At 39.6% G+C, this 21072-nt stretch carries 19 protein-coding genes and 1 pseudogene; 16 read left to right on the top strand and 4 right to left on the bottom strand.

Going from position 1 to position 21072, the window contains the following annotated elements:
• Positions 1–48: 48 nt before the first annotated feature.
• Positions 49–1209 (bottom strand): tyrosine-type recombinase/integrase, encoded by a 1161-nt coding sequence (locus ACY3FQ_RS12630; protein WP_489774141.1) that lies wholly within the window; start codon positions 1207–1209, stop codon positions 49–51.
• 109 nt (positions 1210–1318) lie between these two features.
• Between ACY3FQ_RS12630 and ACY3FQ_RS12625 the strand changes: the two genes are divergently transcribed.
• The 7 genes from ACY3FQ_RS12625 (at position 1319) to ACY3FQ_RS12595 (ending at position 8607) form a co-directional block, all read left to right on the top strand.
• Positions 1319–3355, top strand: coding sequence for a hypothetical protein (locus ACY3FQ_RS12625; protein ID WP_489774140.1), 2037 nt, complete (start codon positions 1319–1321; stop codon positions 3353–3355).
• A gap of 307 nt (positions 3356–3662) precedes the next feature.
• The gene (locus ACY3FQ_RS12620; protein ID WP_005400085.1) at positions 3663–4529 is read left to right on the top strand and encodes a YagK/YfjJ domain-containing protein; all 867 of its coding nucleotides are present in this window, start codon (positions 3663–3665) and stop codon (positions 4527–4529) included.
• Between the two features lie 118 nt (positions 4530–4647).
• A complete protein-coding gene (locus ACY3FQ_RS12615) occupies positions 4648–4926 on the top strand; it encodes a hypothetical protein (RefSeq protein ID WP_005400084.1) in 279 nt (92 codons plus the stop codon).
• Between the two features lie 22 nt (positions 4927–4948).
• Entirely contained in the window at positions 4949–6004 is a 1056-nt protein-coding gene (locus ACY3FQ_RS12610) for a DUF932 domain-containing protein (RefSeq protein WP_348959028.1), read from the top strand.
• A gap of 142 nt (positions 6005–6146) precedes the next feature.
• On the top strand, positions 6147–7193 hold the full coding sequence (locus tag ACY3FQ_RS12605) for a YqaJ viral recombinase family nuclease (protein ID WP_489774138.1): 1047 nt from the start codon (positions 6147–6149) through the stop codon (positions 7191–7193).
• 222 nt (positions 7194–7415) lie between these two features.
• Positions 7416–8297 (top strand): recombination directionality factor, encoded by an 882-nt coding sequence (locus tag ACY3FQ_RS12600; protein ID WP_039889811.1) that lies wholly within the window; start codon positions 7416–7418, stop codon positions 8295–8297.
• Positions 8298–8376: 79 nt separating this feature from the next.
• Positions 8377–8607 (top strand): helix-turn-helix transcriptional regulator, encoded by a 231-nt coding sequence (locus ACY3FQ_RS12595; RefSeq protein WP_004694829.1) that lies wholly within the window; start codon positions 8377–8379, stop codon positions 8605–8607.
• A 27-nt stretch (positions 8608–8634) separates the two neighbouring features.
• On the opposite strand, the gene ACY3FQ_RS12590 is transcribed toward ACY3FQ_RS12595, so the two are convergent.
• Both ACY3FQ_RS12590 and ACY3FQ_RS12585 read right to left on the bottom strand, forming a co-directional pair.
• Positions 8635–9231: a putative adenosine monophosphate-protein transferase Fic gene (locus tag ACY3FQ_RS12590; protein ID WP_005400080.1), complete on the bottom strand. Its 597-nt coding sequence runs from the start codon at positions 9229–9231 to the stop codon at positions 8635–8637.
• Positions 9232–9243: 12 nt separating this feature from the next.
• The gene (locus ACY3FQ_RS12585; RefSeq protein ID WP_004694826.1) at positions 9244–9405 is read right to left on the bottom strand and encodes a YhfG family protein; all 162 of its coding nucleotides are present in this window, start codon (positions 9403–9405) and stop codon (positions 9244–9246) included.
• Positions 9406–9608: 203 nt separating this feature from the next.
• On the opposite strand from ACY3FQ_RS12585, the gene ACY3FQ_RS12580 reads away from it, so the two are divergent.
• The 7 genes and pseudogenes from ACY3FQ_RS12580 (at position 9609) to ACY3FQ_RS12550 (ending at position 19548) form a co-directional block, all read left to right on the top strand.
• The gene (locus ACY3FQ_RS12580; protein WP_039889810.1) at positions 9609–11177 is read left to right on the top strand and encodes a type I restriction-modification system subunit M; all 1569 of its coding nucleotides are present in this window, start codon (positions 9609–9611) and stop codon (positions 11175–11177) included.
• Complete coding sequence (locus ACY3FQ_RS12575; protein ID WP_005400078.1) at positions 11177–12415, top strand: restriction endonuclease subunit S; 1239 nt, start codon at positions 11177–11179, stop codon at positions 12413–12415. The genes ACY3FQ_RS12580 and ACY3FQ_RS12575 overlap by 1 nt, the downstream gene beginning before the upstream one ends.
• Positions 12416–12423: 8 nt before the next feature.
• Positions 12424–13086, top strand: coding sequence for a hypothetical protein (locus ACY3FQ_RS12570; protein WP_005400077.1), 663 nt, complete (start codon positions 12424–12426; stop codon positions 13084–13086).
• Positions 13087–13144: 58 nt separating this feature from the next.
• Positions 13145–16024, top strand: coding sequence for a type I restriction endonuclease subunit R (locus ACY3FQ_RS12565; protein ID WP_005400076.1), 2880 nt, complete (start codon positions 13145–13147; stop codon positions 16022–16024).
• Positions 16025–16395: 371 nt separating this feature from the next.
• A pseudogene (locus tag ACY3FQ_RS12560) lies at positions 16396–17622 on the top strand (efflux RND transporter periplasmic adaptor subunit).
• On the top strand, positions 17619–18842 hold the full coding sequence (locus ACY3FQ_RS12555; protein ID WP_005400074.1) for an ABC transporter permease: 1224 nt from the start codon (positions 17619–17621) through the stop codon (positions 18840–18842). Before ACY3FQ_RS12560 ends, ACY3FQ_RS12555 begins: the two are co-directional and overlap by 4 nt.
• Positions 18835–19548, top strand: coding sequence for an ABC transporter ATP-binding protein (locus ACY3FQ_RS12550; RefSeq protein WP_004984479.1), 714 nt, complete (start codon positions 18835–18837; stop codon positions 19546–19548). The genes ACY3FQ_RS12555 and ACY3FQ_RS12550 overlap by 8 nt, the downstream gene beginning before the upstream one ends.
• A gap of 256 nt (positions 19549–19804) precedes the next feature.
• Here ACY3FQ_RS12550 and ACY3FQ_RS12545 read toward each other — a convergent pair whose 3' ends face one another.
• Positions 19805–20116, bottom strand: a complete 312-nt coding sequence (locus ACY3FQ_RS12545) for an ArsR/SmtB family transcription factor (RefSeq protein ID WP_004984482.1) — start codon at positions 20114–20116, stop codon at positions 19805–19807.
• A 120-nt stretch (positions 20117–20236) separates the two neighbouring features.
• Between ACY3FQ_RS12545 and ACY3FQ_RS12540 the strand changes: the two genes are divergently transcribed.
• Entirely contained in the window at positions 20237–20653 is a 417-nt protein-coding gene (locus ACY3FQ_RS12540; protein WP_005400072.1) for a YeeE/YedE family protein, read from the top strand.
• Position 20654: 1 nt separating this feature from the next.
• A complete protein-coding gene (locus tag ACY3FQ_RS12535) occupies positions 20655–21071 on the top strand; it encodes a DUF6691 family protein (RefSeq protein WP_005400071.1) in 417 nt (138 codons plus the stop codon).
• The last annotated feature ends 1 nt before the right edge of the window (position 21072 follow it).

Raw genomic sequence — 21072 nt, 5'->3', positions numbered from 1 at the left:
CAAGCGCCTTAATAGGCGCTTGTTTTTTTTGACAGGTTTTTGACAGGTTTAGTCTGTCTTGAGCTTTCCCATCTCTATTTTGTTCTTATCCCCATGCATCCACTTCGCATAGCGCTTCATCATCATCTGTAAGCTATGGCCCATCTGATTAGATACAAAAACTGGGTTTAATCCATCCATTAGCATCATTGTTGCATAAGTGTGTCGAGCGTTGTAAGCAGGGCGGTGACGAATACCGCATGCTTTTAGTGCCGCTACCAACCTATTACGTGGTGGTTTCTCATTAAAAAAAGGTTCACCAGTTTCAGGGCAGAGCATCAAATATTTACTCTGAATATTTCTATCCTTTTTATATTTGATTAACTCTTGTGCTGCTTTCTTAGATCGTGCATTCAAACAAACTTCACGCGCCGTGTGAGTTTTCGTCACGTTTTTTTCAACACCGCGAACCCGACTTTTATTAACTTTGAACATTCCACTAAAAAAATCAAAATCTGACTCTTTTAATGCAATTAGTTCAGAGGGGCGGCATCCAGTCCAAAAAGCTAGTTCGTAGTACCAATAATATAAAATTTCATCTCCCTTTAAAGTCGTTTTAAGATTTTCAAGTATTGCGTCCATTTCTGGTCTACTAAAGGGATCTGGAATATCAACTTGTACTTTTTTATTCCTTATGCTGTCTAACGGGTTTTCTGTAATAAATTTATTTTCCATTGCACAATCGAAAACCCCACGTAAAGGAATCAGGCAATTATTTAGAGTTTTCGCTGTTTTAAAATCACGATCAATAATAGCCTCTTTAATGTTCTCAATTGATATTGAGTTGATTGGCATAAGTGCGAAATAACCCATCCAATGAAATTCCAAAATATTTAAATAACCTTTTTTGGTATCGGTATTACTTTCACAGAATTTAAGATATTTCTGAGCGACCTCTTGAAATAGAATACCGCCGTTGACAATGACTGCATCATCATCAACGAGCTGGCCTCTTGCTTCGGCAATATCACTATCAGTTAAAATACCCCATTCGGCCTTTGTTACTAACTGGGCTCTAATTTTAGCGGCTGCCGTGATACCTTCTGCACTTGGGAGGTGTGGTAGTGTGATGTTGTATTCTTTCTTTCTTCTCTCGAAGTAAATTTGAATCGCCCCGTTTCTGATCCGCACGCCTGTTGGCATCGACTTTGTGCTTTTTGAGTCAGCCATTCATTAAAACCTTGTATTTGATGTTTATTTACCTAGTAGTTTGAATGATCTAAGTGATCCTGATGTACGGTTTTTTTCGTCTAAGTTTGTAGCTGAATTTGCTCGTTATATGGATAGAGAGTTTAGTGGGGATGATGGCGTCTTATTAGTTATTAACCATGCGCATGTGGTGAGCTACAACACATTTGCTTTATCATATTTGGTTATTTATAAGAAAAAAAATTATGATTCCCCAGAAAAACTGGTGGAACATTATTTAAAAAGAACATACACGTTTGCAGGTACACGAAAGGCTGAACATATAAAAGTGATTGATCGAGGGCAAATGATCAAGAAGATCTATCCTTTAGATCATTTCATTGGAGAATTAAAAGGCGAAAAACAAAAAATTGATTTTCGAGAAAAATTCCTGAGATATTTTTTATCGAGTGTTTTTTTGTTGGATGTTGATAAAGGAACTTTTCTTGAAGAGTATGAAAATTATTATTCTATTTTCTTTAATCATTTCAGATATTTTAAAGAAAAAATTTATATTGAACCAAAGTCTCAAAAAGTTCACAGATCTTTGTTTCAGCAGCTGGTTGAGAATAAAGTATTCTTGAGCGATCTGTTAGATGATGGAAATACGGATAATTTAGACAAATATTTTTATTTAAGGGATTTGACTCCTCAAGCCATAGAGCGAATAGAAGTAATTGAGTTTTTGTATCGTCAGCAAGCATCGATTCTGGAATGCGATGAGTACTTATTGGAAGATTTGATTCGAATTGAAAAATTTTTAACTCAACTGATGTTTTTAAGACGTGTGAATGCTTTTGAGACAGAAATGATACAGAAAGGCTTTAATGCAAAGCCTTCCTTTTTGAAACTGACAGTTTTATTTCGACAATTCATTTTAATTTTAGAGATGAGTTGTTTCAAAAATGCAAACCACATGCTAGGGAATTATTCTTCTAGTAAGAGTTTTCAATCTAGGAACTTACGCTCGGAAGCGGTGCGGTTCTTAAAAGAAATTAACAATGACTTTCCGCAGCTAGTCAGAATCGATTCCATTCAAACGATTAAAAATAAGCTACATAATTATCAAAACAGCATCCTTCGGGTTGTAGCAAAAGATGAAAAAGTGGCATTTAAGAAAGCTAAAAAGCATCAGGTATCAATAAAAAACTATCTTGAGCAAGTCCTTCAAAAAGGTGTAATTGTTTTGAGATTTATATTTACGTGTGGAGCGGTAGGGCAATTAGATAAAGCTAAAACATTTAATGCAATGTTCCAAGACTACATTGATAATTTGAAACGCCGCCACACAGCAGGGATACGCTTAGTTGATCATGTCGGAATCTATGTTCCTTATTGTCATGCCCCTTATATCGATGCAACGCTTTTTTTTGAGTACGATGAAAAAAAAGAAATTGAGCCGAATACTCTAAAAAAAGAAGTGGCTGAATATTGGGTTGAGTACGTCTTTAGAAAGAGTGAACAAATTCAAACCTATGTTCAGAAGCAGAAAAAAACCAACAATATGACTAATGCATTTGAATGTTTTAGGGGGGAGCAATTGTCAGCGAGATCGGTAGATGTGTTGCGAATGGAAGGTCCATTAAATGAAGAGTATGTAGAAGTTTTCCCAAATCAAAGAAAAAACAAACAATTATTAATGGAGAGTATCTCTAAATTTTATGCCTATGGTCCTTTAATTTTAGTTGACGATGAAGATCGTAACTTGTTACCAAGGAAAGATTGTTTAATTATGGGGCGAAAACGAAAAAGTCAGGAAGCCAAAGATAAAAAAGAGGGGGGCTCTAAGCCTACCGCAGGCGAAGCTGCGGGTCATAAGAGTGATATTCAAATATCAACTTTGTACAATGTTGAAACAAGTGCATTTGAAACTCCAAAATCGAATGAACAATACTGTACGGAAGATGAGTCCGTTGATACTTCTGGTAGTTATGAAAATTCAAGCAATATGCTTGCCTTAGAGCAAGATAAAAAACTTTTGGAGCCGATACCTAGTGTGGCCCCAGAAATTAAAGTAGAACAAGCTGATATATCAAAACCAGATGTAGGGAATAAGTTCATAAGAAAAGCTGTAATCGCGCGATCTAAAGCCAGAGTTAGAGCTATCGCTAAGCCGATAGTTAAATAGACTGAGTACTTTGTGCGTAACTTCCGCTTTAATCTTTTCTATAAAAATAGGATAAATTGTAGAATTTCGACAGTTTGCTATAGAAGCAGCGTTTTTAATTTTATGAGATGTCGAGTGAGTGTGTTTTGAGTTTATTGGGCTAGGATATATATTTAATATTATTATTTATTAATTACTTAATATTCTTCATGAACCTTCATCACTCCAAATGATGAAGGTTTTTTATTGAGTTCAATATTTCAGTCCATGTGTAAAAAATACTGAGCAGTGATTCCTATGAGTTTAATCAACCATAGGAAATATACTCATGAACGAAGCACAAACCTTACTTGAAATTGAAAACTTTATGCTTAAGGCGACTAAAAGAACATACCGCTGGATTTACTTTAAAGCGGACTATGACGAACTAAAAAGATCAGCTGAAGCGGTCTACGATCCAAAATGTGAATACTGTCCTTTGGTTCAAGCCTACTTTGAATTATTGCCAGAGCATGCATCTTTCGAAAATCTAGAAGTCTTTAAAAACAGCAGAGCATTCAGTTGTTTTCAGAATGAGCTTATTGAAGAGCATGAATCCTTTCTTGATAAATTCAGCAGCAATAACCGTTGCAACCGCAAAAACTTGAAAGAGTATTTTAATAATCTTGTACAAAACCATCGCAAGTTATTGCTGGTCAGGGTTGATCTTTCATATCGATTCAGTGCTCAGCCAGATATAAAACAATTTAAACGTGATGTGAATAAATTGGTACGGCGTATTCAGGACAAGGACACTATCTTTAGAGATCAGGTGGGTTATGCCTATCGTCTAGAGCAGGGAGGGAAGAGTAAAGGGTATCACTGTCATCTGCTGGTGATCTATAACGGTTCTTTGCGTAATCGAGATTCGTACTTAGCGCAGTGCATTGGTGAATTGTGGAAAGATAAAATTACAGGAGGGTGTGGACAGTTTTATAACTGCAATCAAGTCAGCCATAAAAAATATTACAAGGACCTAGATCAACTAGGTATAGGAATGATCGAAAGGCGGAATTTAAAAGAGGTCGAGAATGCTTGGCTCGCCATCAGCTATCTGGCTGATCCTGAAAAAGACAATCAATACTTGAGAGCATCTGTGAAGGTAAAGGGGCAATTTAGTAAAGGGGAGTTAAAGCCTAGAGCGGCAGACCGTTGATCCCAAAAAATCATAGATATACATCATTAACATGAACTGTGAATGTTTATTTCCCCCGACATTCAAAATCTAAGGCTTGCCATACGGTAAGCCTTTTTTCATTTTAGAGGTATATCTTATGAGTAAACATTGTCCTTACTGTTTTTCTGATCAAATCGTTCAAGTGATGAATCAACAGGTAAATGGCTCGGCTGGAACAGGCGTTGCAGCATCAGCCTCCTTTGCCACGATTGGCGCATCGATTTCTAAAACCCTACCTTTACCGCTATCTCCATTGCTTGGTGGAATTGCAGGTGCTGTGATCGGTGGGGTATTCAGTAGCTTATTCGATTCACCTAAACAGCACATTCCGATGTGTTATTACCATTGCCACCACTGTAACCAAAACTTCCAATAAGCTCACAGAGGAGAAATGAACAATGGCACATCAAATTGAACAGATCGCCTATGTGGGCGAAACCCCTTGGCATGGCCTTGGGAATCAACTCAGTCCTCATCAACCGATTGAAGTCTGGGCAGAGCAGGCAGGCATGGATTGGCGGATTGAATCTTCCGATGTGAGTTATATGGCGCAGAATGAACGTGGGCAAAGCATCATCATGCCGTATGAGGAACAGCGGGTCCTGTATCGTTCAGATACCCATGCCCCTTTATCTGTGGTCAGTCAACGCTATCAGGAAGTGCAACCGAAACAGATCTTAGAGTTTTATCGTGATTTGACTGAACAATCAGGATTTGAGCTAGAAACCGCAGGCGTGCTGAAAGGTGGTAAGAAATTCTGGGCTTTAGCCAAAACGGGGCAAACATCGGCTTTAAAAGGTAAAGATGTCAGCAATGGCTATATCTTACTGGCAACCGCTTGCGACGGTACACTGGCAACCACGGCACAATTCACCTCTATTCGTGTGGTGTGTAATAACACCTTAGCCATTGCCTTAAAGGGTCAAAATTCTAGTGCAGGCGTGGTGAAAGTCCCGCACAGCACCAAGTTCGATGCTGAGAAGATTAAGCAGCAATTGGGTATTTCAGTCCGTGCATGGGAAGATCACATGTATGAGATGAAACAACTTAGTCAACGTAAAGTCACACAGACCGAAGCAGCAGCTTATTTCGATGCAGTATTTAACAATACCAGTCTGAGTGTGCCTGAACAGGAGGATGGCATTATCCAGTTCTACCGTAATGTGGCGATGCAGGCTCAAAGCAATAACCCAGCAACCAAAGCCGATAACAAGACAGAACCGAATGGCCGAGCCATGTCGAAGGTGATGACTATGTTTAATGGACAGGGGCGTGGGGCTGAACTGAGTTCGGTCAAAGATACCGCCTATGGCTTGCTTTGCTCTATAACGGAATTTGCCGACCACGAACGCAGAGCCATGAGTCAGGATCATCGTTTGGATTCTGCATGGTTCGGTGCAGGTGCTGGACTTAAGCAAAGAGGATTAGAACAAGCCCTCGCGATGATTGCTTAAGTTTAATCAATGAGATGAGTTAATTTATTAGCCTAAGCATCCTTATTTTCATATTTCAAAAACCTTAACCCATTCATTCAAAGCTGTGTCTACGGACACAGCTTTTTTTATGCGCAAAATTTTACAGATAGAGGACATTACTATGAATTCAGCGGTGATTAACCCGAACAATGCAATACCGAGTATCCATACTCCTCGGCCCAAATTGTTTACAGCCAAACGCTTTGTCGATACCAAAAACCTGACACATGCAGAATGGTTAGAAGTTCGACGCAAAGGGATCGGCAGTAGTGATTGTGCCGCAGCCTGTGGTCTCAACCCGTATATGTCGATGCTGGAACTTTGGATGATCAAAACTGGTCGTATCCAGCACAACATGGATGAACAAACTGAAGGGCATGCCCCTTTATATTGGGGAAAACGCTTAGAACCGCTGGTGGCGGAATACTACAGTATGCATACCCAGTATAAAGTGCGTCGCGTCAATGCAGTACTCCAACATCCAGATCCAGACAAACATTTCATGCTGGCTAACTTGGATTATTCAGTGGTGGGTAATGCAGATGTGCAAATTCTGGAATGTAAAACCGCAGGTGAACATGGTGCCAAACTTTGGCGAGATGGCATCCCGCTGTATGTACTTTGTCAGGTACAGCATCAGCTGGCGGTGACTGGAAAAAAGGCAGCACATGTTTGTGTACTGATCTGTGGGCATGAAACACGTATCTTTAAAGTCACCCGTAGTGAATCGGTGATTCAAGATATTGTAAATGCAGAACGTTACTTCTGGGACTGTGTTGAAAAGGATATTCCACCTGATGCCGATGCCAGTGAATCCGCAGCCAAAGCATTGCAACTACTATATCCAGCACATGTGCCACTTAGTGTTGAAGATTTAAGTCATGACCCACATGCCAATCAGTTGTTTGATCAGCTCATCAAAATGAAAGCCGATCTTCAAGATCAGCAAGAACACGTTGATCAACTGAAACATCAAATCCAAATGCTAATGAAAGACAACGAACGTGCGGTGTTTAGCAGAGGTTCGGTGGTCTGGAAAAAAGCAAAAGATACGATCAGTCTCAATACCAAAACATTGATCGAACATCAACCTGAGCTAATACAGCAATATCCACTGCACAAGCAGGGTAGTCGTCGATTCAATATCTTTACTGATGCTGAATCTTGATCTAAGTGCCTGCATAAAAAATCGGCAAAGCAGCCCCTTCGCCCCTCCTTCAAAGAAGAAAGGGCATTGGACAGCTTTGCCAGATCGATTGACCGATGCACAACAGACTCCTGTAGTCATTGCTTGATGTGTCTTGCTTGACGCTATCAAAGAATGACGTAAGAGCAGGTGCTTCAATACATTCGGCTGATCAGTATAAAAATGAATAGAAGGAATATCCCCATGATTAAAGGTTTAGTGATTACACCGCCAGTACTCGGACGAATCAGTATCGGAAAAATTGTAGAAAAGAACGGCAAGCGCCTACCTGAAAAAGATGACCAATTCACCATCACCAGCCAAATCCAGAACAAGGAGGGTTGGGTGAAACATCCTTTAGATGAGCAGCTTCGAGTCAAAGCCCCTAGTCAAAAACTCAGAACCATTCCAGTACGGATGATCTTTAATGATCCCGAACTGAACTTACGTGCGGAATACAGTTTATTTGATCGGCAGACGGGGCGACCTGTTTGCATGGGTAATGGTGAAACCTGTCAACGCTTAACCAATCAAGGCGTAGAGCAACATCCATGTCCATCCCCTGATTTATGCGCTTTGGCACAAGGGGGCTTATGCAAGCCCTATGGTCGTCTGTATGTGAATTTGGATGAGTCGGATGAGTTTGGCAGCTTTGTTTTTAGGACCACAGGCTTTAACAGTATTCGGACTTTGTCAGCACGACTCCGTTATTACCATGCTGCATCGAATGGCTTGCTGTCATGCCTGCCGTTGCAATTGACCCTTCGAGGCAAATCCACGACACAAAGCTATCGTACCCCTGTGTACTACGTGGACTTAACCCTACGTGAGGGGATTCACTTACAAGAGGCGATTCAAATGGCCAAGGAGATTGATCAGAAAAGTAAGTTGGCTGGATTTAATCAAAATGCTTTAGATCAGATTGCTTTACAGGGTTATGGGAATTCGCAGTTTGAGGTGGATAGTGAGGATGGCATGAATGTCGTTGAGGAGTTTTATCAAGGAGAGGAAGGTCAGCCAACAGATGAGGATAAAGTGTTTAATATCCAGCAGGGATTGCAAGGGTCGGTTACGGCGTTGAACTGAATTGAACTGGTTAAAACCTTACAGGAATCCCGTATCTCATGAGCGAGTTGCTCGTCACCATGAGATAGGAGTACATATCATGAATGCATTTGTTGGCCAAACTTTTCAAATAAATCAGCTGATCAATATACATCAAGTAGTAGAAATAGTAGGTGTAGCACGTTCGACAGTTTATGCAATGATGGATGAATATTCACCGTATTATGATCCAACTTTTCCAAAGAAAGTAAAGATCACCCAAAACCGTATCGGCTGGTCAGCTTTTGAGATCCATCAATGGATTGAAAGTAAGTTGGCGAGTCGTGAATAATTGGGGAGCTACTGCTCCCTTATTTTTTCATTCAGGAATGACGATACATTCCTTGAAAATTTGAACTAATCCGTCTAAGTGTCCATAGAACCCTTCAACATTAGCTTGAATCCAACGTTCCTGAGATTCTATTTGAGACCAATCAACACCATAACCACAATAGGCGAGAAGATGTTCAAAGAAAATGCGCTGAGTGCGTCCATTACCTTCGCGGAAGGGATGAATGACATTAAGTTCACAATAAAAATCGGCAAGCTTCATAATAAGCTTTTGCTTTTCAATATGTTGAAAATAGTTTTGAGATTGAAGTTGTTTAAAAAGCTTATTAGCTTCAACTTCAATACGACTAAAAGTACAAAAGCGTGTATCACCTTTTGAAATATCAACTTGCCTAAGTTCACCAGCCCATTCATAAAGGTCTGAAAATAAGGAGTAGTGTATGTTTTTTAGGTATTGGAGATCGTAAGGTGGTTCAGTATATTCAATGTGTAAACTGGCATATTCAGATAGCTCTAATTCGGCCTGCTCCAAAATTTTTTCATCTTGGATATGTAATTTGTTTTTGAGAATACTAGAATTTGGATAACAGTAAAGACTGTCTCCCATTTCACCATATTTATCCATCAAATCACCAAATTATGATTCTGAAAGCTTTTTATACTTTTGTAGGATTTGGTCTTTGCTTAAAGTTGAAGTAGTTGTTGAAGGAGAAAGACCTTCAAGTTTTAGGCTAGCCCGATAATTCTGTAAGCGTGTTGCTTGAATATATTTTTTTTTCTGTTCAATTGTCTTAAGCACGTTGAGGCTCCTTAAGTCCAAAAATTTTAATCAGTATATCAGATTTGACTTATATCAAATGGCGGCAGTCAAAAAATAAAAATGTTGTTGTGGTTAAATTTAATTGCGACAGTTTATGTCTTTATCCAACCAATTTTGCTGAAAAAACTTTAATTTTCGGTACACTAGTCATGTTTTATTTATTTCATCGGACTCCTATAACAATGACCCACGTACAACTGCAACAATTACAAAAACAACTTTGGAATATTGCCAATACTTTGCGTGGCACCATGGGCGCCGATGAATTCCGTGATTACATACTGGGTTTTATTTTCTTTAAATATTTATCAGAAAAATCGGTGAACTTTGCCAACGAATTGCTCGATGGCGAAGACCTCAGCTTTTTAGAATTAGATGAAAATAATCCTGAGCATGTGCCATACATCGAAGAAATTAAAAAGAATGCCATTGCCGAAGTGGGTTATGCGCTTACACCAAAACAGCTATTCCATACCTTAGCCGAGCGTGGTCGTCAGGGCGAATTCATTCTAGATGATTTAACTGCGACCTTAAAATCGATTGAACAAAGCACCTTAGGCACCGACTCTGCCGATGACTTTGCCAACCTGTTTGAAGATTTAGATTTAAACTCGACCAAGCTTGGCAATAATGCCAGCGACCGTAATGCACTGGTGGCGAAAGTCCTCAGTCATTTAGATGATATTGATTTTGATATTTCCAATACCGAAGCCGATGTACTGGGGGATGCTTACGAATACCTGATTGGTGAGTTTGCATCAGGTGCAGGCAAAAAAGCGGGGGAATTTTACACCCCGCAAACGGTATCGACTTTATTGGCAAAGATTGTCACCCAAGGCAAAGACCGTTTACGTTCAGTCTATGACCCGACTTGTGGTTCAGGTTCGTTGTTGCTTCGGGTAAAACGTGAAGTGAAAGATGTCGATATGATTTACGGTCAGGAGATGAACCGTACCACCTACAACTTGGCACGTATGAACATGGTTCTGCATGATGTGCATTTTGCCAAGTTCGACATTAAGCAGGAAAATACTTTAACCCGTCCGCAGCATTTAGATAAAAAGTTTGATGCGGTGGTGGCGAATCCGCCATTTTCTGCAAAATGGTCTGCCGATCCGTTATTTTTACAAGATGAACGCTTTGCCGCGTATGGCAAACTGGCGCCAAGTTCCAAAGCCGATATGGCTTTTGTACAGCACATGCTGTATCAACTAGATGACAACGGCACCATGGCGGTGGTGTTACCGCATGGCATATTGTTCCGTGGTTCGAGTGAGGGTGTGATTCGTCAGTATTTGATTGAGCAGATGAACGTGGTGGATGCCATTATTGGTTTACCCGCCAATATTTTCTATGGCACTTCAATTCCGACCTGTATTTTGGTGTTGAAGAAAAGCCGTGAGCAGAGCGGCAATATTCTGTTTATTGATGCCAGCAATGATTTTGAAAAGCAGAAGAACCAAAACAAGTTATTGCCTGAGCATTTGGATAAGATTGTTGCGGCATTTGAAAAGCGTGAAAATATTGAAAAGTATGCGCATGTGGCGACCTTGCAAGAAGTGAAAGATAACGATTACAACCTGAATATTCCTCGTTATGTGGATACCTTTGAAGCGGAAGCCGAGATTGATTTAGATGCGATTGCAAAACAGCTTCAAGCTTTGGAACAAGACAGCCAAAAAACCGATGCCATCATTGCAGATTTCTGCAAAGAGCTAGGCATTGTTTCACCGTTTGTGGAGGTGAAGTAATGGTTGCTCCAAAGTTAAGATTTAAAGAGTTTGATGGGGATTGGTCTAGATACAAAATTGCAGAAGTAACTGAATATTTAGTAGATGGAACACATTTTTCTCCTAAAACCACAGAAGGAGAGTTTAAATATATAACATCAAAAAATATTAGAAATGACGGTTTAGACTTGACTAATATTTCCTACATCTCAAAAGATGAACATGAAAAAATTTATAAAAGATGTAAAGTTCAGCTAGGTGATATTTTGCTTACAAAAGATGGAGCAAATACAGGAAATTGTTGCCTAAATACTTTAGATGAAGAGTTTTCACTTTTATCAAGTGTTGCAGTTTTAAGAGGAAAAAAAGATAGTTTTAATAATAATTTTATTTTGCAAATTCTACAAAGTGATTTAGGGCAAGATACTATTATTTCTTCAATGTCAGGACAAGCAATTACTCGTATTACTTTAGCTAAATTGAAGGATTATTCTTTTTTCTTCCCAGAACTTACAGAACAAACCCAAATTACTTCTTTTCTTTCTGCAGTGGATGAAAAGATCAGCCAACTCACGCAAAAACATGAGCTGCTGAGCCAATATAAACAAGGCATGATGCAAAAGCTATTTAGTCAGCAAATTCGTTTTAAAGCGGATGATGGGAGTGAGTTTGGGGAGTGGGGAAAAGCAAAAGTAGGCAATATTACAGAAACAATTTTTGGATATCCTTTTGATAGTAAAGAAATGGTTGAAGACACTAATGGTATTCCTTTAATGAGAGGAATTAATATTGGTGAATGTCATATTAGACATTCATTTGAACTTGATCGATTTTTTCTCAAAGATACTTCCAAATTAGAAAAGTATTTTGTCAGAGTTAATGACATTGTCCTGAGCATGGATGGTTCCAAAGTAGGACGCAACTCTGCTTTTGTCACAGAAAAAGATGCAGGCTCTTTACTTGTTCAGCGTGTTTGTATTTTGCGTGAAAAAGCAAATACAAATATTCAATATGTTTATCAATGGATCATATCAAAAGAATTTCATAGATATGTAGATCAAGTTAAAACCAGCTCTGGTATTCCTCATATAAGTGGAAAGCAAATTCAAGATTATGAAATCAGTTACCCTTGTTTAGAAGAACAAACCAAAATCGCCAATTTCTTATCTGCCATTGACCAAAAAATTGAAGTGGTGGCACAGCAAATTGAACAAGCGAAAACTTGGAAAAAAGGCTTGTTGCAGCAGATGTTTATATAGGTTTTGTTATGAAAAAATCCAGAGAACTTATAGCACTACATTCATCTAAACATAAATGGTTGCAAGATTTAGAAAGATTATTAAATCAAATTGATCAACAAACTAATCAGTGTGGAGATACACTGATTGAATGTAGTAAATCATTTATAGAAGCGATAGCTAAAAATATTATTTTAAAACTTAGACCGTATGAAAACGCCAAGGATATTAATTTATTGGATTTAGGGCGCTTGTTTAAAAAAGCTAAGGAGTGCATTTACGAACATTCAGCAATTGAAAATGCAATGCCAAAAAGCGACATAGAAAATTATTTTTCAGCACTTAATCAATGGATACGTTTTCTGGGGGAGATGAGAAATAATGTTGGTGAGATATCTCACGGCAAAATTCTTCCAAAGAGTTATTCAGTTGGAGTGGAATTAGCTCAGATTATTGCACAAACAACAGATCGATTATCATATATATTGCTTCTTCTTCTACTTAAAATTGATCTCTCTTACACACAAAGTTATCGTTACGAGGACTATCTTGAATTTAATGATTTTCTTGATGAGCAATTTGAATTACCTAGTGGTTTAAGTTATAGCAAGGCATTGTTTGAGCAAGATTATGATGCGTACTCAGAAGAGTTAGATAATTATCTTGATGCGCAAGGTATCAAAGTTGCTTAAGTTCTTGATTATAGATAATAAAGATTGAAGTGTATAATTTAAAAGATTAGAGGGTGAAATGACAGTACAAAGCGAATATCAACTTGAAAATGAACTGATTGCACAGCTAAAAGGCTTGGGCTATTCAATCGTCACGATTAAAGATGAACGCCAACTACTGTCTAATCTCAAAACACAAATTGAACGTGCCAACGGACTTGCATCCATGTCAGAAACTGAATGGAAACAGGTCATCAGTTTTTTAAATACGGGCACAGTATTTGAGCGCGCCAAAAATCTGCGTGATCTGTTCCCAGTCAAATTTGATGATGGTACCAGTAAACACCTTTTTTTCCTGTCTGATGATCCAAGCAAGAACATCTATCAGGTGACCAATCAAATCACCATCGATCACCGTGACTATAATGGCCGCACCAGCCGTTTCGATGTGACCTTACTGGTCAATGGTTTACCTTTGGTACAGATCGAGCTGAAAAAACGCGGCATGGAAATTGCCGAAGCCTTTAATCAAACGCAACGCTATATTCGTGAAGCCTATTGGGCAGGGCAAGGATTATTTGGTTTTATTCAGCTTTTTGTGATTAGTAATGGTGCCAATACCCGTTATTACTCCAACGGCACCACAGGCATCGAGTTTGCCTTTCCCTGGGCGGATGTCCATAACAAACACATCAATGAAATTGTCGACTTTGCCGAAGCTTTTTTCAATCAGCAGCATCTGACCCAAATGCTGACCCAGTACATGGTGCTGCTAGAAACCACCAAAAGCCTGATGGTGCTGCGTCCCTATCAGATTTATGCAGTACAGAAAATTGTGGAGCATGTGCAAAACTCCAATCAGAACGGCTATATCTGGCACACTACAGGTTCAGGCAAAACCCTGACTTCTTTTAAAGCCAGTCAGATCATCATGCAAATGCCTGATGTGGAAAAGGTGTTGTTTGTGGTGGATCGTAATGACCTCGACACGCAAACCTCACGTGAATTTAATGCCTTTAAAGCCGAAAGCGTGGACAGCACTGATAATACATCGACCTTGGTGAAACAGCTGGATCAACGTCATGACAAACTGATTGTGACCACCATCCAAAAACTCAATCGGGCCATCAGCACAGACCGTTATTTAGAATCGATTGATTATCTTAAAAATAAAAAAGTGGTCTTTATCTTTGATGAATGTCATCGCAGTCAATTTGGTGAGACCCATCAGAACATCAAAAAATTCTTCAGCAATGCACAAATGTTTGGTTTTACCGGTACGCCTATTTTTGAAAAGAACAGCCAAAGCAAAGCAGGTTTAAAACTCACCACAGACTACCTGTTCAATCAGTGCTTACATCAATATGTGATTGTGGATGCAATTCGAGATCGAAACGTATTGCAGTTCCAAATTGATTACCGAGGTAAATTTACTGTCAAGGGTATGCAAAACAATCTCGACTATGAGGATGATGTCGAGGGGATTGATACCCAAGAGCTATATGACAATCCGCAGCGATTAGAAATGATTGCTCGTTATATCGTTGATACGCATGATACCAAAACCAAAAACCGTGAATTTACCGCAATGTTTTGTGTCAGTTCAGTGGATACCTTAACGCAGTATTATGAACTGTTTGAAAAGGTACAAGCTGAGAAGCAACAACAAGACGAAGCGGAGGGGCGATTATTTAAACCTCTCACCATTGCGACCATTTTCTCCTACGGTGCGAATGAAGCTGTTGAGAACAACGACCAAAATGGATTGATTCAGGAAGAGTCGACAGATGCTCCGAACCAAATCAATCAGTCTAGTCGTGACAAGTTGGATCGCTACATTGCCAACTATAATGCTCAGTTCGGCACGAATTATAACTCTGGTGATGGATTCTATGCCTATTACCGTGATATTGCGGATCGGGTAAAGAAAAAGCAGATTGATATTTTACTGGTGGTAAATATGTTCCTTACAGGTTTTGACTCAAAGCCGTTAAATACCTTGTATGTCGATAAGAACCTTAAATATCATGGTCTAATTCAGGCTTTTTCACGGACTAACCGTGTCTACAACGATAAAAAACCATTCGGGAATATTATTAGCTTCCGTAATTTAAAACGTGCCACCGATGAAGCATTGGCATTATTTTCAAATAAAGAAGCACGGAAGACTGTACTTGTCCAAAGTTTTGATGAAATCAAACAAGATTATGAGCAAGCGGTTGAAAAGCTACTCCGTATTACGCCTGATTATCAAACAGTAGATGATTTAGTCACAGAAGATCAACAACTAGAGTTCATCAAGGCATTCCGTGAAGTAATGCGCTATAACGCCCAGCTACAAACTTTCATTGAATATGATCAAGACCAAACACAACTCGATAAACAGCACTTTGCGAATTTTGCCTCTAAGTATGCTGACCTATGTCGTGCCGTTAGAAAGACCACCAAGAAAGAAAAAGTCTCTGTGTTGGATGATGTCGATTTCCAATTGGATTTACTGCACAGTGACCGCATTAATGTGGGGTATATCCTGACACTGCTACAGATGGCAGTGAATGCTGAAACAGATGAGCAGCGTAAGAAATACGAAGCTCAAGTCCATGATCTGATTGGTAGTGATATTAGCTTGCATGACAAACAAGATTTGATTCAAAAATTCATCGAAGAAAATATGCCAAAAATGATCAACGGGCAAAGCGTACAAGTGGCTTTTGCTCAGTTCTGGGATGCAGAAAAAGAACAAGCCTATCAGCATTTCTGTGAGCAAGAAAATCTCAAGCCCGAAGCAATGAAACAGGTTTTAGATAATTATGAATTCAATAAACGCTTACCAAGAAAAGAAGAACTCAAAGACCTGCCAAACTTTAAAGTGAAGCTCTTTGAGCGGGATGGCGTATTAACCAATTTATTCGTGAAAACACGACAGTTGATTGAGCGATTTTATGTGGGGTTTCAATAGAGGTAATAATTGGGTCAAAGCAATTATAAAAATTCAGATTTATTAATGAGTAAAGTGGTAGTTCATCTGTCACCATCACAGCTACTTTACTAAATATGGCTATGTATTACGTTATTGATAGCTGGAATGTTAAAGTCTAAAACGTGTTATTATTTTATATAAGATTATGAAATATATAGAAATATAGGTTTATTTTTTGTTTGTTTTTTAATCAAAATTATGAAAAAACTATAACAGTAAGAGAAAATAATTTAATAAAAATGGTGTGCTTTTTTAATTTGGTGTGTTGTAACTAAATTTTCATATATATTTAACTAGATATTAATTATTCAATTCAAAAACTTTTCTTTAATCTGGCTTGGAGAATGGAATTGCTTGTTACCCGTTATAAGCCTTGGATCATGATCATACTACTGGTTTTGCTCGTCAGTTTTGCTATATATCGCTGGTGGCAAGGACCATTGTTACCTAGTTATGAAGTCGTATCTAGTCCATTGATTCAGACAGTTGTTGCTTCAGGACGGGTAGAGAAAGTATCTCGGACTCAGATTGGTAGTGAAATTACAGGGGTTGTTCTTGAGCGCTTGGTTCAAGAGGGAGATCGGGTCTCTCGAGGGGATGTTCTTTTAGTACTGAAATCTGATGAAATTTCAGCGCAGGTGCGGCAGGCAGAAGCTGCATTAAAGGAACTCGCAACCACTAGACGTCCGCAAGCAGAATTCGATTTAGCGAATGCCAAAGTGCAATTAGAACAGGCTCAAAGAGAGGCGGTACGCAGACGAAATACCGAATTAGGAATATTATCAGCAGAGGAAAGGGAGAAATCGATAGAGGCAGAAAAACTCGCCCGTAATAATTTGGAATCAGCTCGATTAAAAGTTGCTTCACTTGCCCCAGATAAAGTTGAAGAGACAAAATAACGTGAACAACTCGCTGCATTACAAGCGCAACTCGCCAAGACCAAAATTCGCGCAGAAGTTTCAGGTATTATTTTAACCCGTAATGTTGAGCCAGGGGATTTGGTACAACCGAGTCAGACTCTGTTCACTATTGCACTGGATGGTGCGACTGAAATACGAGTGCCATTTGATGAGCGAAATTTACCACTGCTGGCTTTACAACAAAAAGCAGCAGTGATTACGGATGCCTATCCAGATCAACCTTTTCCTGCCCATATTAATTTTATTGCCCCAAGTATTGATGCTCAACGTGGCACAGTAGACGTTCGATTAACAGTTGATCCAGTCCCTGATTTTTTGCGTCAAGACATGACGGTATCGGTAAATGTTGAAACCAACAAGCGCGAGCAAACCCTGGTCATTCCAAATGATGCTTTAAGCAGTATAAGTGGAAACAAGGCTATGGTTATTTTAGTAAGAGATAGAAAAATTCAACGTCATCCCATCACACTGGGTTTACGTGGTTTGGTCATGTCGGAAGTTGTAGCTGGATTGAAAGAAGGTGATCACGTCCTTACCGATGCAGAATCAGTACTTAAAGATGGAATTCGTGTCCGAATAGAGCAAACTAAACGTGTTTTGCAGAGTCAAACGGATCCGACAAATAGCAAAAACGAATTACCGGTGAAATTCGATTGAAAAACTTTTTTGGGCGACTTTGGACAGAGTGGACTATCGCAATCAGTTTTCTGCGAGAGGGTCGCACACAGTCGATGATGATTACCATTGGCATCGCGGTGGGGGTGGCAGTCATTGTGTTCATTAGTGCCTTAATTCAGGGCTTACAATCGAATATTGTAGAAAGGACTTTAGGGACGCAGGCGCATATTCGTTTGCTTTCACCAGATGAGGTGAATCACATTGTGCCACCAGCAGCAGGAACACTTCAGTTGTTACAAGAAGATCAGCGTGCGCAACGCTTACGCTCTATTAATAATTGGCAGCAGATTACTGAGACTTTAGATCAGTTGCCCGTGTTGACGGCGGTTTCTCCGGTGGTCTCTGGTCCTGCATTTGTACAGCGTGGAGAGGCGATTCAATCGGTTGCTTTGGTTGGTATCAATCTTGAACGTTATCGACAAATTATTCCGTTAAAGCAATATATGGTGAGTGGTGAACTACGAGTCAGTGCGGATAATGTATTAATTGGGCGTCAATTGGCCAAAGATTTGGGTGTGCAAGTCGGGAGCAAATTAAGGTTAGATACTGGGCAACAGAAAAATGCAGTGGTGAATATCTCTGGAATATTTGAACTGGGCGTGCGTGAATTGGATGCGCGCTATGTCTATCTGGATTTGAAACAGGCGCAATCTTTACTTAATTTGCCAGGTGGCGTGACCGTGATTGATCTGACGATTCAGGATATTTTTCAGGCGGATCAAATTGCCTCACAAGTTGGACGCCTGACAGGATTAAAAGCAGAAAGCTGGATTGAAACCAATGCTCAATTAATGAATGCGATTACCGCTCAAAGTCTTTCGACCAACATGATTATTGTTTTTGTAGGGATTTCAGTCGCTTTTGGCATTGCCAGTGTGATGTCGGTGAGTGTGGTGCAACGGACTCGGGAAATCGGTATTTTACGTGCGACGGGGGCGACACAAGCACAAATTTTAAGAGTTTTCTTGTTTCAGGGAGCAATTTTTGGTCTGCTTGGTTCGATGCTTGGTAGTGTAGTCAGTTATGGTTTGATCTGGGGATTTAATCAGTTTGGTCCCGGCTTGTTTTATATTTCGATTTCAATCAAGCTTATCTTGTCGGCATTATTCTTGGCGACAATGACAGGTATTTTGGCTGCTGCAATACCATCCCGTCGGGCTGCTGCACTTGATCCTGTGGAGGCAATTCGTCATGTTTGATCCATCTCAGGAAGTACTGCGTTTAGAAGCATTGCGAAAGTCTTACAATGTTGGGCAGCCTAATGAAGTGGAGGTATTACATGGAATTGACCTGTGTATTCAACGGAATGACTTTGCTGCATTAATTGGTCCTTCTGGTTCAGGCAAAAGTACTTTACTGAATATTCTCGGCTTATTAGATCAGCCTAGTCGTGGTGAGTTGTACTTGTTGGGGCAGGCTACAAGCCGTATGGATGATACGGCTCGGACAGCATTACGAGGCAATAGTATAGGTTTTGTGTTTCAGTTCCATCATCTTATACAGGCTTTTACTGCCTTACATAATGTACTCATGCCATTAATGCTGAAGCAAGGTAAGCCAGATCAATCTGCGTTGCAATATGCCCATGAATTATTGGCCGCTGTAGGGTTAGATAAGTTCGCTGACCGTAAACCCAATGAGCTTTCTGGAGGGCAGCAGCAACGCGTAGCGATTGCACGTGCACTGATTACTCAGCCTGCACTATTGTTGGCCGATGAACCGACAGGTAATCTGGATACTCAAACTGCTGCGGAAATGTTTGAATTATTTCGTAAAGTACATCGCGAACATGACTGTGCAGTCTTATTGGTGACTCATGATCCTAGATTATCGGCGACCTGTGATCGAACCATTAATTTGGTGGATGGGAGAATTCAGAGTGATTCCAAACACGAGATGGAATGAGCCGGAATGTAGATCACTCTTCTGGTAAAAGCAGTTCAAAACATTGAGTAGACATCAAAATTCTAGCACGATATAAGAACAAACTTGTAAATCGATAAATTATAACCCTGTGTAATTTGAATAAAATATTTTTCAGATTTAGTTCACTAAATCTAATCTAGAGAAAAAATGAGTACAAGATTTTTCAATATTAAGAGTATTAAAAAAACAAAGGTTTACTGCTTCTGATCATTTCTTTTTGGCTGTACTAAGCGGATTAATTCGCACAATACAGCTCGTACAGCTTTTGCATCAAACTTAAGACCTTGGGATCACTCAGACGATAGAAAATCTGTTTACCCTCACGTCGTGTGCTGACCATGTCAGCCTTACGTAGGACAGTCAGTTGTTGTGAAAGTGTAGGTTGATGAATGTCAGTGGATTCTTCAATTTCCTGAACATTCATTTCCCCATCCACCAGGACACATAAGATTTTCAGGCGATCAGGATTGGCCAAAACTTTCAGGCATTGGCTGACGAAATCGACTTGAGAAAAATCAATTTTGGCATTTTCAGCAATCATATCCATAAATGTCCTCACAACTTTTGATGTAGCCCGTGCAGTTTACATAATTTACCATAAAACTGCTTGATTAATATTTTTCATTATATAATATAAAAAAGTATATTATGTAGGGATTAATTCATCATGCATGACTTCCTCATCGCATTTATTGGCGGCTTAATGCTCGGGCTTTCCGTGGTTGGCTATCTTTACGTCAATGGCCGTATTGCAGGAATCAGTGGTTTGATTGGGCAAGTATTAAACTCAAAAACTATGTTTAAAACACCTGCAATCTGGTTTTTATCAGGCTTGATTCTCACACCGTTTATTTATGGTCTGTTTGTACAACCTGAAATCGAATTGAATGCCAGCCCACTGATGATGATTGTGGCAGGTCTGCTGGTGGGTTTTGGGACGCGCTTAGGTTCGGGCTGTACCAGTGGTCACGGAATTTGTGGCATCAGTCGCATGTCTAAACGTTCTTTCATCGCGACCATGACTTTCATGTTTGCAGGTTTTGTCGCTGTTTATATTATCCGTCATATCACAGGAGCATTCTAAAATGAAAAATCTGTTTGCCTTTTTATTTGGTGCACTGTTCTCTGTGGGGTTGATGGTATCGGGTATGTCCAATCCGGAAAAAGTACTCGATTTCTTGGATCTGTTTGGTGACTGGGATGCTAGTCTGGCCTTTGTCATGATGGGCGCGATTGCGGTGGCCTTTATTCCTTTCCAGAAAGTATTACGTACGGCACAACCGAAAACAGTATTTAATGAACCTATTGATTTACCTAAAAATAATCAGATAAATAAGAAGCTGATTACGGGTGCGGTTTTATTTGGTGCAGGTTGGGGCATTGCCGGCATCTGTCCGGCACCAAGTTTTACCTTGATCGGTTTGGGCCACTATCAAGTGCTCTATTTTATTGTAGCAATGCTGGTGGGTGTATGGATTCACCGTAAATGGTCAGGAGCTTAAC

The organism is Acinetobacter sp. AB03 (assembly GCF_058107045.1).
The sequence above is the reverse complement of the archived record's forward strand: the minus strand, read 5'-3'. Positions and strand labels throughout refer to the sequence as shown.

Excerpts from the sequence above, each read along its gene's own strand:
- ACY3FQ_RS12590 (WP_005400080.1), bottom strand. The coding sequence starts at position 9,231 with ATGGATAAATATGGTGAAATGGGAGACAGTCTTTACTGTTATCCAAAT.
- ACY3FQ_RS12595 (WP_004694829.1), top strand. The coding sequence starts at position 8,377 with ATGAATGCATTTGTTGGCCAAACTTTTCAAATAAATCAGCTGATCAAT.
- ACY3FQ_RS12605 (WP_489774138.1), top strand. The coding sequence starts at position 6,147 with ATGAATTCAGCGGTGATTAACCCGAACAATGCAATACCGAGTATCCAT.
- ACY3FQ_RS12545 (WP_004984482.1), bottom strand. The coding sequence starts at position 20,116 with ATGGATATGATTGCTGAAAATGCCAAAATTGATTTTTCTCAAGTCGAT.
- ACY3FQ_RS12535 (WP_005400071.1), top strand. The coding sequence starts at position 20,655 with ATGAAAAATCTGTTTGCCTTTTTATTTGGTGCACTGTTCTCTGTGGGG.
- ACY3FQ_RS12625 (WP_489774140.1), top strand. The coding sequence starts at position 1,319 with ATGGATAGAGAGTTTAGTGGGGATGATGGCGTCTTATTAGTTATTAAC.
- ACY3FQ_RS12580 (WP_039889810.1), top strand. The coding sequence starts at position 9,609 with ATGACCCACGTACAACTGCAACAATTACAAAAACAACTTTGGAATATT.
- ACY3FQ_RS12620 (WP_005400085.1), top strand. The coding sequence starts at position 3,663 with ATGAACGAAGCACAAACCTTACTTGAAATTGAAAACTTTATGCTTAAG.
- ACY3FQ_RS12565 (WP_005400076.1), top strand. The coding sequence starts at position 13,145 with ATGACAGTACAAAGCGAATATCAACTTGAAAATGAACTGATTGCACAG.
- ACY3FQ_RS12570 (WP_005400077.1), top strand. The coding sequence starts at position 12,424 with ATGAAAAAATCCAGAGAACTTATAGCACTACATTCATCTAAACATAAA.
- ACY3FQ_RS12550 (WP_004984479.1), top strand. The coding sequence starts at position 18,835 with ATGTTTGATCCATCTCAGGAAGTACTGCGTTTAGAAGCATTGCGAAAG.
- ACY3FQ_RS12600 (WP_039889811.1), top strand. The coding sequence starts at position 7,416 with ATGATTAAAGGTTTAGTGATTACACCGCCAGTACTCGGACGAATCAGT.
- ACY3FQ_RS12630 (WP_489774141.1), bottom strand. The coding sequence starts at position 1,209 with ATGGCTGACTCAAAAAGCACAAAGTCGATGCCAACAGGCGTGCGGATC.
- ACY3FQ_RS12540 (WP_005400072.1), top strand. The coding sequence starts at position 20,237 with ATGCATGACTTCCTCATCGCATTTATTGGCGGCTTAATGCTCGGGCTT.
- ACY3FQ_RS12575 (WP_005400078.1), top strand. The coding sequence starts at position 11,177 with ATGGTTGCTCCAAAGTTAAGATTTAAAGAGTTTGATGGGGATTGGTCT.
- ACY3FQ_RS12610 (WP_348959028.1), top strand. The coding sequence starts at position 4,949 with ATGGCACATCAAATTGAACAGATCGCCTATGTGGGCGAAACCCCTTGG.
- ACY3FQ_RS12615 (WP_005400084.1), top strand. The coding sequence starts at position 4,648 with ATGAGTAAACATTGTCCTTACTGTTTTTCTGATCAAATCGTTCAAGTG.